A 14,082-nucleotide genomic window follows, 5' to 3' on the forward strand; every position below is an offset into this window, starting at 1 on the left:
GGGTTTCTCCTATGTCAAGCCGCTGCCGTTTGGCAAGTCGGTTCGACGGTGGTGTGGGTGTTGTGGTCGGTGGTCAGGAGGTTGAAGACGGTGCGGACCAGGCGTCGTTTCAGGCAGCGCAGGGCTTCACGGTTGGACATGCCCTCGGCCTTCTTCTTCTCGTAGTACGCCTGCCCGAGGGATCCTTTGAGCCGGACCTGGGTGATGGCGATGCGGTGCAGGGCGCAGTTGAGCTGACGGTTGCCCGAGCGGGTCATCCGGACCCGCCCGTCGGTGCGTCCGGACCAGACCGGGATCGGCGCCGCTCCCGCGTGCCGGGCGAACGCGGCCTCGCTCTTGAAGCGGGTGATGCCGGCGGACTCCCCGAGCAGTTTGGCCGCGGTCAGCCCGGCGCAGCCGTCCATCGCGACCAGGGAGGGGGCGTGCTCTTTCGCGTGCGCGGTCAGCTCCTTCTCCTTGGCCTTGATCCGTGCCGTGAGCTCGATGACGTCCTCAAGCTCCTCCAGCGCCAGGGCGGCCACGATCCCCTCCTGGGTGACCAGCCACGCCTTCAACGCGTCCTGGTGCTTGGCCAGGTCCAGCGACCGGGGCTTGGGAGCGTGCTCGGGGTCCAGCTCGTGCACCCGCCACAGCAAGGCGTTGATCCGCTGCGTGCGGGTCTTGACCAGCGCATCTCGCCGGTCGGTCAGCAGCTTGGCGGTCCGGGACACCTCGTCATGGGAGGCGACCGGCAGGTGTGGCTCACGCAGGTACGCCTGCGCCACAGCCAGTGCGTCGATCGGGTCGGACTTGCCCCGGGTGCGGGCGCTGGCCCGGACCTGGGCCATCATCTTCGGCGGGACCCGCACCACGAGCTGGCCCGCGGACAGCAGGTCCCGCTCCAGCCTCGCGGACAGGTGCCGACAGTCCTCGATCGCCCAGGTCAGCTCGGTCCCGAACTCGCGCCGGGCCCACGCCAACGCCTTCAGATGCCCCTTGGACGTGGCCTCGACTTTCAGTTGGCCCAGCTTGCGGCCGACCTCGTCGACGGCGACGAAAGTGTGGGTGGACTTGTGCACATCGGCTCCAACAACAACCATGGCGGTTGCCTCCTCTTTCACCTTGATCAGTGAGTGGACGGTTGGACCGGTCGGCGGACACATCTCAGTCGGGGCGAGACCACGCTCCTATCAAGTCACGCCGGCCGGTCCGTCACACCTGGTGCCGGCAAAACCCATGCTGGTCAACCCGCGAGCGAGCGACAGCGAACCTATGAGCCAGACACCAGGTGATCAGGATCCAACCACCGCAACCAGTGCGGTGCCATCACCCTGACACTGAGGCGAGCCTAGGCCGACGCGAGCCGGTGGGAACAACCACACGGCGCGCCCGGTGGGGGTGGGGGCAACCACACGACGCGCCCGGTCGGGGTGGGGGCAACCACACGACGCGCCCGGTGGGGGTGGGAACAACCAGACGAGGCGCCCGGTCGCCCTGTGGGCAACCAGACGCCTCGCTCGGTGGGTTGGGGTCAGCGGTAGCCGGCCCGCCTCATGTCGGCGTTCATCTGGGAGATGACGTTGAGCGGAATGCCCTTGGGGCAGGCGCGCGAGCACTCGCCCAGGTTGGTGCAGCCGCCGAAGCCCTCGAGGTCGTGCTGGTGGGTCATGGCCAGGACGCGGGCGTCGCGCTCGGGCTGACCCTGGGGCAGCTCGCCCAAGTGGGTGATCTTGGCGCCCATGAAGAGCATGCCGGCCGCGTTGGGGCAGGCCGCGACGCAGGCGCCGCAGCCGATGCACTCGGCGGCCATGAACGCGCGGTCCGCGTTCTCCTTGGGCACCGGGGTCGCGTGGGCGTCCGGGGCCGCGCCGGTGTTGGCCGAGATGAAGCCGCCGGCCTGGATGATGCGGTCGAACGCGGTGCGGTCGACGACCAGGTCCTTGATCACCGGGAAGGGGTCCGCGCGCCAGGGCTCGATGACGATCTCGTCACCGTCCTTGAAGGAGCGCATGTGCAGCTGGCAGGTGGTGGTCCGCTCCGGACCGTGCGCCTCGCCGTTGATGACGACGCCACACGTGCCGCAGATGCCCTCGCGGCAGTCGGAGTCGAAGGCGACCGGCTCCTCGCCCTTCTCGATGAGGTGCTCGTTGAGCAGGTCGAGCATCTCCAGGAAGGAGCTGTCCTCGCTGACGTCGTCCAGGTGGTAGCTGACCATCCGACCCTTGTCGGAAGGCCCGTCCTGGCGCCAGATCTTCAGCGCGACTCTCACTTGTAGCTCCTCTGCTTGAGCTCGATGAATTCGTAGACGAGGTCTTCCTTGTGCAGCACCGGCGCGTCGCCGTCGCCGCCCCACTCCCACGCCGCGACGTAGGCGAACTCGTCGTCGTGACGCAGCGCCTCGCCGTCCTCGGTCTGGGACTCGGCCCGGAAGTGGCCGCCGCAGGACTCGCGACGGTGCAGGGCGTCGATGCACATGAGCTCGCCCAGCTCGAGGAAGTCGGCCACGCGGCCGGCCTTCTCCAGGGACTGGTTCATGCCCTCGGCGGTGCCGAGGACGCGGACGTTGGTCCAGAAGTCGGCGCGCAGGGCGCGGATCTCCTCGATCGCCTCGCGTAGACCCTCGTCGGTGCGCTCCATGCCGCACTTCTCCCACATGATCTTGCCCAGAGCCTTGTGGTAGGAGTCGACGCTGCGCGTGCCGTTGATGGTCATCAGCTTCTCGACCCGGCTGCGGACCGCCTCCTGGGCCTCCACGACCTCAGGGGCGTCCTCGGCCACCGGCCCGTGGGCCGAGGCCTTGGCCAGGTAGTCGCGGATGGTGTTCGGCAGCACGAAGTAGCCGTCCGCCAGGCCCTGCATGAGCGCCGAGGCACCCAGGCGGTTGGCGCCATGGTCGGAGAAGTTGGCCTCACCGGTGACGAACAGGCCCTCGAGGTTGGACTGCAGGTCGTAGTCGACCCACAGGCCACCCATCGTGTAGTGCACGGCGGGGTAGATGCGCATCGGCACCTTGTAGGGGTTCTCACCCGTGATCCGCTCGTACATGTCGAAGAGGTTGCCGTACTTGGCGCGGACGGCGTCCTCGCCCAGGCGGTCGATCGCGTCGGCGAAGTCGAGGTAGACACCGCGGCGGGCGCCGTCGACCTCCGGACCGACGCCGCGGCCCTCGTCGCACATGTTCTTGGCCTGGCGGGAGGCGATGTCACGCGGGACCAGGTTGCCGAAGCCGGGGTAGATCCGCTCCAGGTAGTAGTCGCGGTCCTCCTCGGGGATCTGGCGCGGGTCCTTGTCGCAGTCCTCGGCCCGCTTGGGCACCCAGATGCGGCCGTCGTTGCGCAGCGACTCGCTCATCAGGGTCAGCTTGGACTGGTGGTCGCCGGACTGCGGGATGCAGGTCGGGTGGATCTGCGTGTAGCAGGGGTTGGCCATGTAGGCGCCCTTGCGGTGCGCGCGCCACGCCGCGGTGACGTTGCAGCCCATCGCGTTGGTCGACAGGAAGAAGACGTTGCCGTAACCGCCGGAGGCGAGCACGACCGCGTCGGCCAGGTGGGTCTCGATCTCACCGGTGACCATGTCGCGGGCGATGATGCCGCGAGCGCGGCCGTCGACGACGACCAGCTCGAGCATCTCGTGGCGGGCGTACATCTCCACGGTGCCGGCGGCGACCTGCCGCTCCAGCGCCTGGTAGGCGCCGATCAGCAGCTGCTGCCCCGTCTGGCCACGGGCGTAGAAGGTGCGGGAGACCTGCACGCCACCGAAGGAGCGGTTGTCGAGCAGACCGCCGTACTCGCGGGCGAACGGCACACCCTGGGCGACGCACTGGTCGATGATGTCCGCGCTGACCTCGGCCAGGCGGTAGACGTTGGTCTCGCGGGAGCGGTAGTCGCCACCCTTGACCGTGTCGTAGAAGAGGCGGTGCGTGGAGTCGCCGTCGCCCTTGTAGTTCTTGGCGGCGTTGATGCCACCCTGGGCGGCGATCGAGTGCGCGCGCCTCGGGCTGTCCTGGTAGCAGAAGGACTTGACGTGGTAGCCCGCCTCGCCCAGCGTCGCACCGGCGGAGGCACCGGCCAGGCCGGTCCCGACGATGATCACCGACAGCTTGCGTCGGTTGGCCGGGTTGACCAGGGCCGCGTCGAACTTGCGGGTGGTCCACTTCTGAGAGATGTCGCCCGCGGGCGCCTTGGTGTCGGCGATCGGCTCACCCTCGCGGTAGAGACCGTCGATCAGCGTGTCAGTCATGTCTTTTCGTGGTCCTTAGTCGACGAGCCCGAACAGGATGGCGAAGGGCGGGATCAGGAAGCCCACGACGACGATCGTGGCCACCAGGATGGAGACGAACCGGATCTGCTCGGCCCGCTTCAGCGAGGTGTTCAGCCCCAGGGTCATGCCGGCGCCCCAGATGCCGTGCAGCAGGTGCATCCCGACAGCGATCATGGCGACGGCGTAGATCAGCACGACCCACCAGATCTGGAAGTTGCTGACCACACGCTCGGCCGGACTGACGTGCGCGCCGGTCGGGGTGATCGTCTGCGTCGTGAAGTGCATGATGTGGAAGACCACGAAGAGCAGGATGGCCAGGCCGCCCCATCGCATCGCCTTGGCGTAGACCGTGCCGTAGGTGGCCTTCTTGCTGCCCGAGTAGCGCTGGCTGCGGGCCTTGCCGGCCCGGCGCCACAGCGTCATCGTCGCCCACACGTGACCGATCACGGAGCCGAGGAGCAGGAGCCGGAAGACCCACAGCACCCCCTTCTCGGGGATCATGCCCTCGCCGAGCACACGCAGGTGGTGCGCGTAGCCGTCGAAGGCCTCCCGACCCACGAGGATCTGGAGGTTTCCGTACATGTGCATGAGCAGGTAGAAGACGAAGAAGAGGCCGGTGGCAGCCACGATCGTCTTCAACAGGATGCTGGGCGGACCGACCTTGGTCGCGCGCGCGGGAGCAGTTGTAGTGGCCACGGGTGCACCCTACTACCGGACGCCACGGGGCCTTTTACAACATTCGACACTGCCCTAATCCCACCTCGGCGCGGGTCGGGGAGCACCTACGATGACGGGCATGGAGTCTCTGCGGGAGCGGCTGCTCGGGCCGTCGTCCCGGCAGACGGCACGGGCGCACCGGATCGCCTGGATCGGCATCCTCGTGGCCACCGTGCTCGGCGGCGCGATCCGCTTCTGGCGCCTCGGCCACCCCACCCGCCTCATCTTCGACGAGACCTACTACGTCAAGCAGGCCTGGTCCCTGCGCCTCTACGGCCACGAGCGGGAGATCAAGGACGGGCTCGAGACGCCGGACGAGCTGTTCACCAACGGCACTCCAGAGGTATGGGGTGACGCACCTGATCTGGTCGTCCACCCTCCCGTCGGCAAGTGGATGATCGCGCTGGGCGAGATGCTCTTCGGCGTCGAGTCCTCCTTCGGCTGGCGCTTCTCCTCGGCCGTGGTCGGCACGCTGTCGATCCTGATCCTGGGCCACGTGGCGTGGCTGCTGTGGAAGAACGCGCTCCTGGCGATCGCGGCCTCGACCCTGCTGGCCGTCGACGGGCACCACTTCGCCCAGTCGCGCATCGGGCTGCTCGACATCTTCGTGATGTGGTGGGCCCTGCTGGCCTTCTGGTTCCTGCTGCTCGACCGGGAGCATGGGCGGGCCCGGCTGGCCCGACGGTGGGAGCCCTGGCTGGCCCGACGACGAGCCGCGTCAGGCCCTAGCCGTCACGTCCAGGGTGCGTGGGGGCCGGGCTCCTGGGGGCCGGGCCTGGGCGTGCGCTGGTGGCGGCTGGCAGCCGGCATCAGCCTGGGCCTGTGCATCGGCACCAAGTGGTCCGGGCTGTTCTTCCTGGCCGTCTTCGGTCTGATGACGGTCTGGTGGGACCTGGGTGCCCGCCGGGCCGCGGGTGCGCGGGGGTGGCTGCCGGGAGCTGTGGTGCGTGACGGCATACCCGCCTTCCTCCTGATAGTGCCCACCGCGCTGGTGACCTACGTGGCCAGCTGGGCGGGGTGGTTCGCCACCGACGGCGGCTGGAAGCGCGACTGGGCGACCCAGCACCCCGCCGCCGACGGCAGCCTGGCCGCCCTGGTGCCCGACCCCCTCCGCTCGCTGTGGGCCTACCACGCCGAGATGATGACCTTCCACGTCGGGCTGCAGAACGAGCACAAGTGGAGCTCCAACCCGTGGAGCTGGACGGTCCAGTGGCGCCCGACCCTGTTCTACGCCGAGTGGCCCAAGCAGGGCGAGAAGGGCTGCGAGGTCGCCGACTGCGTCGACTACATCGCCTCCCTCGGCAACGTCTTCGTCTGGTGGGGCGCGACCGCCGGGATGCTGGTCGTGGCCTTCCTGTGGCTGCTGGGCCGAGACTGGCGCGCCGGGGCCGCGTTGTCGGGGATCATCGCCGGCTGGCTGCCGTGGTTCATGTACCAGACCCGCACGATCTACAGCTTCTACGCCGTGGCCTTCGTGCCCTGGCTGGTGCTCGTCGTCGTCTGCTGTCTCGGCCTCGTCCTCGGCCCGGCGGACGCGTCGCGGCAACGGCGGCGCTGGGGTGCCGTCGCCGTCGTGGTCTACCTGACCCTGGCTGCCGCCTGGATGGCGTGGTACTACCCCGTCCACGCCGCCGTGGTTATCCCGCGCGACGAGTGGCAGCTGCGGATGTTCTTCGACTTCTGGAACTAGGCGTCCAGCCCCATCGCCTCGGCCAGCTTCAGGTGCGGGGCACCCTCCTCGGCACGGCCGGCGCGCTGGAGGGTGCGGGCCAGAAGCAGGTGCGTGTAGGCGTCACCGGGCCAGCGCTCGAGCATCTGGCGCAGCACCGTCTCCGCCGGGCCGAGCCGGGCGGCGTGGTAGTAGGCGCGCGCCAGGAGCAGCGCGACCTCGGAGTTGCCGGGGTTGTCCCGCACGAGCGGCTCGAGCAGGTCGGCGGCCGCCCCATAGTTCTTGGTCTCGAAGGCGAAGGTGGCCCGGTCGTAGCGCGCGTGGTCGTCCAGCTCCGCCTCGTCCGGGAGCTCGATCGACGGCAGGCCCTGGTCGGGCAGCGCGGTCAGACCGCTCAGCATGGCCTCGAAGTCGGGCTGGTTCTGGCTCACACCTCGACTACGCCAGGAAGTCCTCCAGCATTCCCGGGGTCGCCTCGCGGGCGAGCGCGACCGCCAGGTCGACCGGGATGTTGGGGGCGATGACGACCTCGGCGCCGGCCGCGGTCGTGGCGTGCAGGTCGGCCAGGCCACGCCGCCGCTGGAAGAAGGTCTGGTGCATGGTCCAGCCGATGATCCCGGCCCGCTCCAGCGCCTCGCGCGTGCGGATGACCGCACCGGTCTGCACGACGAGGTGCTTGCCGGTCAGCCCGTGCCCCAGGTTGCGCCAGGCGCTCTCGGCCAGCAGCGCGTTGAGCAGGCCGAACCCGACCAGCCCGGCCACCGGCAGCCAGTCGGGGATCCGGTCAAAGATCCACCACCGGTCCAGGAAGTAGGTCAGCACCGCCAGGACGCCGGTGAAGAAGAGCGTCCCCCACTGGTTCTGGAGGTGGATCCGGCGCCGGGCGTAGGGGCCGTGCCCGATCAGCGGCATCGTCAGGGCGCCGTCCTCCTCGAGGAGCTCGTGGCCGATCCGGGTGACGACCTCGCGCGGCGCCGGCGGCAGCACCTTGGTCGTGCCGGCCGCACCGATGCCGGTCGCCATCGCGGTCAGCTCGGCCCCCTTGACGAAGCGCAGCAGGAAGGGCTCCCCCATGCTGACGCCGCGGACCTTGGCGCGCTCGATGGTTTGGCTGTAGGTCGTCAGCAGGCCCCGCGTGACCCGCAGGTTGCCGTTGCCCTCCCGCACGACGCGCAGGTTCCACCAGGTGATGACATAGCTGAGCGTGGACAGCAGCACCCATCCGACCACGACGAGGAGCACGGCCCCGGCGACCAGCACCAGCAGCGTGCGGGCCAGGATCCAGGCCCAGGCGTCCTGGGCGACCTCGACCTGGTCGATCGGCAGGTCGTCGCCGAACTGCGAGAGCACACCGACGGCACCGGCGACCACCACGAGGCTGGACAGGCTGAAGGGGGCGAAGCGCAGCCAGCCCCAGTCGATGCGCGCCAGCTCGGTCTCGGGTCCCGAAGGCGCCTCGGGGTATGCGGCTGCTCCTGCCCCCGCGTCCCTCGCCTCGCCCTGGCTCGGGTCGGTCACGGCGCTGCCGCGCCCAGCCTCGACCGGCGAGACGGTCTGCCCGGCCTTGGCGCGCAGGAGCAGGAAGGAGCGCAGCTCGGCAGCCTGTTCCTGGGTGAGCCCGTCCAGCTCGATCCGGCTGTCGTCGACTCCGGTGCCGACCTTGACGGTCGCCAGGCCGAGGGCGCGGTGCAGGGGGCTGGACTCGATGTCGACCGAGCGCACGCGGTCCAGCGGCGCGGTCAGCACCCGCCGGCTGAGCAGCCCGGTGCGCATCTGGAGCTGCTCGGCGGTGAAGCGGTAGCGGGTGACGAACCAGGTGAAGACCCCGGCGAACAGCGCGATCGCACCACCGGCCAGGGCGATCCAGATCCAGAACGGGTTCTCCCCGTCCCCCCGGGTGCCGGCGAAGATGGCGATGACCAGCGGGAAGGCCATCGACCACAGCGTGCGGACGGGGTGGACCAGCAGCATGCGTCGGCTCAGCCGGCGCCAGCCCTCGGCATCCTGCGGCTGCAGGTCCGGCGGCATCGGTTCGCTCGACGGCATCGGTTCGCTCGACGGCATCGGTTCGCCCGGCGGCATCGGCGCGTCCGGCGACGCCGGCTGGTGCGCCGGCGGCACGACCGGTCGCCCCACGGGGGGCGGCAGGTCGGGGTGCGGCTGGCTCACGTCGCGTCGCCCGTGGTCTGGCCGGTGATCCGCGCCAGCTCGGCAGTGACCCGGTCGGCCACGTCGGTGTCCAGGCACTTCAGCGTGATGGGGCCTGCCGCCGACGCAGTGGTCACGGTGACGTTGGCCAGCCGGTAGAGCCGCATGATCGCGCCCCGGTGGGTGTCAACGGTCTGCACGCGGGACAGCGGCGCGATCCGCTGGTCCCGGGAGAGCCACCCGGTCTGGGCGAAGACCTTCTCCCCCGTCACCTCCCAGCGGGTGCGCCGGTAGCGGATGATCGGCTCCAGCGTCACGTCGATGAGGTTGGCGGCCATGATCAGGATGAACAGCGGCCCGAGCCAGCGGCCCCAGGAGTCGGGGACGAACCAGTAGATGGCGAACAGGATCGCCCAGGTGATCACCCCGCTGATCAGCCCGTTGACGACCCAGTAGTTGATCGCCCGCGGGCTGACCTGGTGCGCGGGCTCGCGCAGGCCGAGCTGCTCCATACCCTGCATGTCTGAAGAATCCCCCCTGGGGTCGTGGCGTGACCGGCTCAGGCGAGCGTGGCCACCATGAGCGCCTTGATCGTGTGCAGCCGGTTCTCGGCCTGGTCGAAGACGATACTCGCCGTCGACTCGAAGACCTCGTCGGTGACCTCGAGGCCGTTCTTGAGCTCGGGGTGCTTGCCCATGAGCTCCTGGCCGACGTCGGTGTCGGTGTCGTGGAAGGCCGGCAGGCAGTGCATGAAGCGGGCCTCGGGGTTGTCGGTCGCAGCCATCAGCTCGGTGTTGACCTGGTAGGGCAGGAGCTTCTCGATCCGCTCGTCCCACGCCTCGACGGGCTCACCCATCGACACCCACACGTCGGTGTGGACGAAGTCGACGCCGCGGACGGCCTCGACCGGGTCCTCGGTGATGGTCAGCCGCGCGCCGGTCTCGGCGGCGATCTCCTCGCAAAGCCGGACGACCTCACCCGTGGGCTGGAAGGCCTTGGGCGCACCGATGCGCACGTCCATCCCCATCTTGGCGCCCAGCAGGAGCAGCGAGTGGCCCATGTTGTTGCGGGCGTCGCCGACGTAGGCGTAGGAGATCTCGTGCCGGTGCTTGTGGCTGTGCTCGGACATGGTCAGCCCGTCGGCGAGCATCTGCGTGGGGTGCCACTCGTCGGTGAGCCCGTTGTAGACCGGGACGCCGGAGTAGTGCGCGAGCTCCTCGACCTTGGCCTGGCTGGAGCCGCGGTACTGGATCGCGTCGTACATCCGCCCGAGCACGCGGGCGGTGTCCTTGATCGACTCCTTGTGCCCGATCTGGGTGCTCTTGGGGTCCAGAAAGGTGGTGGTGGCCCCCTGGTCGGCCGCGGCGACCTCGAAGGCGCAGCGGGTGCGGGTCGAGGTCTTCTCGAAGATCAGCGCCACCGACTTGCCGCGCAGCAGCGCCCGCTCCTGGCCGGAGTACTTCGCTCGCTTGAGGTCGTGGGCCAGGTCGATGAGATAGCGGACCTCCTTGGGGGTCTCCTCCACCAGCGACAGCAGGCTGCGGCCACGCAGGTTGACGGCCATCTGAAGGGCTCCTCTCAACGACATCGCCGGCGACCCGGCTGCACAGGCCGAGCCTAGCTGCGGGAACCGACAGGATATGAGGCAAGGCCCGGTCTCCGAGGAGTCCGGGCCTTGATCGGGTGGAGCTGAGGGGATTCGAACCCCTGGCCTTCTCATTGCGAACGAGACGCGCTACCAACTGCGCCACAGCCCCGTGGTGCGGCTACCGACTATAGACCCGTGCAGGCATCGTCACAAAATGTCGCAGCCCAAACGCGGTGGTGATCCGCACCCGGCGGATCAGCCCACGGACTCGATGCGGGGCAGGTCCTCGAACTCCTCGTCCAGGGCCATCGCGTTGCCGTCCGCCGGCAGCTCGGAGCCGCCGGTGTAGCTGGGGCGGTAGGCCTTGGCCTTGAGGGTGTAGGTCGGGGGCGGCACCGGCACCGGGCTCCATGAGCCCGCGGGCACCTCGGCCTCGGACCGCGCGACGGCCTGCTCCGGAGCCGTCGGGTGGTGGGCCGCCGGCTCGTGAACTGCAGCTCCGGAGCTGGCGGCCGCCTCCACCTGGTCGATGTCGTAGAGCTGGGCGGCCGTGACGCTGCGGCGGGCCGTGCGCGTGGTGACGGCCACCGACTGCCGGGCGAAGACGTTGTCCTCGACGGGGGTGGCGAGCTCGGCCGGCTGGGTGCTCGCACCGGCGACGGGTCGGTGGGAGACGGGCCGGTCGGCTGAGGCGACGGGGGCGGCCTGACCGCGCGGCGCGACCTGCCGTGCGGACACCGTCCGACGAGCACGGGCCTGCTTCCGGCCCGCGGAGGCCGAGAGTCGGACGCCACCGACGGCGACGGCCATCACCAGCACCCCGACGAACGCGGCCCACGGGGGCAGCTGCCTGAACAGCGAGAGCCCCACGAGGGTCACCATGGTCACCGACCCCAGGAGGAGCGCCGCGCCGCGCAGACGGGCGACGGTGCGGGCACGCCGCACGGTGGGCGGGGCCTTGACCGCGGTGGCACCGGCGGCCACCGGCTTGACGACGACCTCGGGGCGGGCCGGCCGCAGCGGCGAGACGGAGTAGGAGCGCGGGGCGGGCTCGGCCAGGTCCGGCCTGGGCAGCGCACGCCGGCGCTCCAGCACGCGCATCGACTCGGAGAAGCGGTCGACGGACCGGGCGGTGGCCAGGTGGTCCCGGCGCCGGATCCAGTGCTGCACCAGATAGACAGCCCAGACCGCCAGGATGACGACGAAGATCAGGCTGCTGAGGGGCACGCATTCACGCTAGGTGCAGCCGCCGCCGGAACCGGTGAGGCGAGACGTGTGTCGCGCAAGTTCCTGGTGTGACTCAGGTGATCGGGCCCCGCAGCTGCCGGACCAGCCCGCCGGGGGCCCAGCCGTCCGGACCCAGATCCTCGGCCAGCGCCACGAAGACCCGATGGTCGCGCCACTGGCCGTCGACATGCATGAAATCCCGGCGCAGGCCTTCCTCAGGCAGACCGAGCCGCCGGGCCACGGCGATGCTGCGGGGGTTGTCCGGCCGGATGCCCACCTCGACCCGGTGCAGCCCTACCTCCAGGAGGGCGTGGTCGATGATCAGGGCCAGCGACCAGGTGGCCAGCCCCCGCCCCGTGGCCTCCCGGCCGAGCCAGTAGCCGGCCAGCGCGCTGCGCCGCGACCCCCAGATGATGTCGAAGAGCTGGACCGACCCCACGATGCGGTCACCCACGTCGATGACCAGCGGCAGGACCGCACCCATCCGGCCGGCCCGGTCGAAGCCATGCCGCAGCCGGCGGAAGGGCGTGCTCGTGACCTGCTCACCCGGGGCGGTGGCCTCCCACGGGCGGAGCCATTCCTCGTTGCGCGACCTCAGGCCCTCCCACTGGGTCCGGTCGCCGCGGCCCAACGGACGCAGCGTCAGGACCTGTCCGTCGGGCAGGACGGTGCTGACCCGGACCGGCCAGCGCCAGGTCACGCCTCCCGCCCCGGACGCACCCAGTCCCCCGAGCGTCCGCCGGACTTGGCCACGACGGTGACGTCGCTGATCACCGCGTGCTTGTCGACCGCCTTGACCATGTCGACGAGCGCCAGCGCCGCGACGGTCACGCAGGTGAGCGCCTCCATCTCGATGCCGGTGCGGTCCGCGGTGCGGACGGTGGCGCTGATGTCGACCCCGTCGTCCTGGACCACCAGGTCGACCTCCACGCCGTGGATGGCGATGGGGTGGCACAACGGGATGAGGTCCGGCGTGCGCTTGGCCGCCTGGATGCCGGCCACGCGCGCCACGCCGAGGGCGTCGCCCTTGGGCACGGTCCCGCCACGGAGCGCGGCGATCGCGGCCTCCGACAGCAGCACCCGCCCCTCCGCGGTGGCCGAGCGGGCGGTCACGTCCTTGGCGCTGACGTCGACCATGTGCGCCGTGCCGTCCCCGCGCAGGTGGGTCAGCCCCTCGGGCGCGCTCGAGTCCACGCTCACGCGGTGCCGTCCTCGTCGGCCTCCGCGAGCAGGCGCTCCTCCGCCTCCAGCCGGCCGTCGATTTCGGCCCGCGGACGCAGCAGGACCAGGCGCACCTCCGACCCGGCCTCGACCTCCTCGTCGTCGGCCCCGCTGACGGCCAGCGCGTCGGCCGCCGCGAGCCCACCCAGGAGGTGGGAGCCGGACCCACCTGCGGGCGCGGCCGCATACCCGCCAGAAGGGTCTCTGCTGAGGCGCACCCGGGTGTAGGTCTCGCGGTCCGCCGAGGTCCGCCAGCCCTCCAGCGCGTAGGCCTTGGCCTCGCGGTGCGACTCGGCGCGCCCGACGAGCTTGAGCAGCGCCGGCCGGACGAAGACCTCGAAGCTGACGAGGGTGCTCACGGGGTTGCCCGGCAGGGTGAAGACCGGCACCTTGCGCTTGCCCAGCACGCCGAAGCCCTGCGGCTTGCCGGGCTGCATCGCCACCTCGAGGAAGTCCATCGACCCCTCGCCGGTCAGCACCTCCTTGACGACGTCATAGGCGCCCTTGCTGACCCCGCCGGTGGTGATGATGGCGTCGGCGGTGTCGAGATGGCGCCTGATCTCCTTGCGGGTGACCCCCACGTCATCGGGCAGGTGGCCGACGTGGACCGGGAAGAAGCCGGCCTCGCGCACGAGCGCCTCGAGCATGGGTCCGTTGGAGTCGATGATCTGGCCGGGGCCGACCTCGCCGCCGGCGGGGACGAGCTCGTCACCGGTGGACAGGATCACCACCCGTGCGGACGGGCGCACCTCGACCTCGGTGACGCCGCACGAGACGAGCGCCGCCAGCTGCGGGGCCGCCAGGCGGGTGCCGGCGCGGACGACGACGTCACCAGGACGCACGTCCTCCCCCGCGCGCCGGATGTTGGCGCCCTCGTCGGGCTCGACGCGGAACTGCGCCTCACGCACGTGCCCGTCGGTGTCCTCCACCCGCACGACCGCGTCGGCGCCCGCCGGGATCGGTGCGCCCGTCATGATCCGCCAGACGTGACCGGGCTGCAGCTGCTGACCGCCGGGATCGCCCGCCGCGATGTCGCCGTCGACGGGCAGCAGGCGCGGGTGCTCGGCGTCGACGTCGCGCAGGTCCTCGCGCCGGACGGCATAACCATCCATCGAGGAGTTGTCGAAGCGGGGCAGCTCGACGCGGCTGACCACGTCGGTGGTGGTGACCAGTCCGTGCGCCTGGGCGAGCGGCAGGACCACACCCGCCCCCGGCTCGATCTGGGCAAGGATGCGCTCGAGGTGCTCCTCGACGGTGATCATCGGTGCGCCTT

13 protein-coding genes and 1 tRNA gene are annotated in these 14,082 nt (G+C 70.4%); 1 reads left to right on the forward strand and 13 read right to left on the reverse strand.

What is annotated here, in order from left to right:
* Positions 1–14: 14 nt before the first annotated feature.
* The 4 genes from ACTMMA_RS15920 to ACTMMA_RS15935 form a co-directional block, all read right to left on the reverse strand.
* The gene (locus tag ACTMMA_RS15920; RefSeq protein WP_441188427.1) at positions 15–1,079 is read right to left on the reverse strand and encodes an IS110 family RNA-guided transposase; all 1,065 of its coding nucleotides are present in this window, start codon (positions 1,077–1,079) and stop codon (positions 15–17) included.
* Between the two features lie 431 nt (positions 1,080–1,510).
* A complete protein-coding gene (locus ACTMMA_RS15925) occupies positions 1,511–2,248 on the reverse strand; it encodes a succinate dehydrogenase/fumarate reductase iron-sulfur subunit (protein WP_441191102.1) in 738 nt (245 codons plus the stop codon).
* Positions 2,245–4,218, reverse strand: coding sequence for a fumarate reductase/succinate dehydrogenase flavoprotein subunit (locus ACTMMA_RS15930; protein WP_441191103.1), 1,974 nt, complete (start codon positions 4,216–4,218; stop codon positions 2,245–2,247). The genes ACTMMA_RS15925 and ACTMMA_RS15930 overlap by 4 nt, the downstream gene beginning before the upstream one ends.
* Positions 4,219–4,233: 15 nt before the next feature.
* The gene (locus tag ACTMMA_RS15935) at positions 4,234–4,935 is read right to left on the reverse strand and encodes a succinate dehydrogenase cytochrome b subunit (RefSeq protein WP_441191104.1); all 702 of its coding nucleotides are present in this window, start codon (positions 4,933–4,935) and stop codon (positions 4,234–4,236) included.
* Positions 4,936–5,035: 100 nt separating this feature from the next.
* On the opposite strand from ACTMMA_RS15935, the gene ACTMMA_RS15940 reads away from it, so the two are divergent.
* Positions 5,036–6,646 carry a dolichyl-phosphate-mannose--protein mannosyltransferase gene (locus ACTMMA_RS15940; RefSeq protein WP_441191105.1) on the forward strand — a complete coding sequence of 537 codons (1,611 nt, stop codon included), beginning with the start codon at positions 5,036–5,038 and terminating at the stop codon, positions 6,644–6,646.
* On the opposite strand, the gene ACTMMA_RS15945 is transcribed toward ACTMMA_RS15940, so the two are convergent.
* The 9 genes from ACTMMA_RS15945 to ACTMMA_RS15985 all read right to left on the reverse strand — a co-directional run bounded on the left by ACTMMA_RS15945 (position 6,643) and on the right by ACTMMA_RS15985 (position 14,071).
* Entirely contained in the window at positions 6,643–7,056 is a 414-nt protein-coding gene (locus ACTMMA_RS15945) for a tetratricopeptide repeat protein (RefSeq protein ID WP_441191106.1), read from the reverse strand. The genes ACTMMA_RS15940 and ACTMMA_RS15945 overlap by 4 nt on opposite strands.
* 7 nt (positions 7,057–7,063) lie before the next feature.
* Positions 7,064–8,671, reverse strand: coding sequence for a PH domain-containing protein (locus ACTMMA_RS15950; RefSeq protein ID WP_441191107.1), 1,608 nt, complete (start codon positions 8,669–8,671; stop codon positions 7,064–7,066).
* 119 nt (positions 8,672–8,790) lie between these two features.
* Positions 8,791–9,294 (reverse strand): PH domain-containing protein, encoded by a 504-nt coding sequence (locus tag ACTMMA_RS15955; RefSeq protein ID WP_441191108.1) that lies wholly within the window; start codon positions 9,292–9,294, stop codon positions 8,791–8,793.
* Between the two features lie 38 nt (positions 9,295–9,332).
* Positions 9,333–10,337 carry an ornithine carbamoyltransferase gene (locus ACTMMA_RS15960; RefSeq protein ID WP_441191109.1) on the reverse strand — a complete coding sequence of 335 codons (1,005 nt, stop codon included), beginning with the start codon at positions 10,335–10,337 and terminating at the stop codon, positions 9,333–9,335.
* A 120-nt stretch (positions 10,338–10,457) separates the two neighbouring features.
* Positions 10,458–10,530, reverse strand: a tRNA-Ala gene (locus ACTMMA_RS15965).
* An 86-nt stretch (positions 10,531–10,616) separates the two neighbouring features.
* Positions 10,617–11,588, reverse strand: a complete 972-nt coding sequence (locus tag ACTMMA_RS15970) for a SepX/GlpR family protein (RefSeq protein WP_441191110.1) — start codon at positions 11,586–11,588, stop codon at positions 10,617–10,619.
* A 73-nt stretch (positions 11,589–11,661) separates the two neighbouring features.
* Positions 11,662–12,288, reverse strand: a complete 627-nt coding sequence (locus ACTMMA_RS15975) for a GNAT family N-acetyltransferase (RefSeq protein WP_441191111.1) — start codon at positions 12,286–12,288, stop codon at positions 11,662–11,664.
* Entirely contained in the window at positions 12,285–12,788 is a 504-nt protein-coding gene (gene moaC / locus ACTMMA_RS15980) for a cyclic pyranopterin monophosphate synthase MoaC (protein ID WP_441191112.1), read from the reverse strand. The genes ACTMMA_RS15975 and moaC overlap by 4 nt, the downstream gene beginning before the upstream one ends.
* Positions 12,785–14,071 carry a molybdopterin molybdotransferase MoeA gene (locus ACTMMA_RS15985; RefSeq protein ID WP_441191113.1) on the reverse strand — a complete coding sequence of 429 codons (1,287 nt, stop codon included), beginning with the start codon at positions 14,069–14,071 and terminating at the stop codon, positions 12,785–12,787. Before ACTMMA_RS15985 ends, moaC begins: the two co-directional genes overlap by 4 nt.
* Between the last annotated feature and the right edge of the window lie 11 nt (positions 14,072–14,082).

It is taken from the genome of Ornithinimicrobium panacihumi (assembly GCF_052073805.1).
GTDB classification, from domain to species: domain Bacteria; phylum Actinomycetota; class Actinomycetes; order Actinomycetales; family Dermatophilaceae; genus Ornithinicoccus; species Ornithinicoccus panacihumi.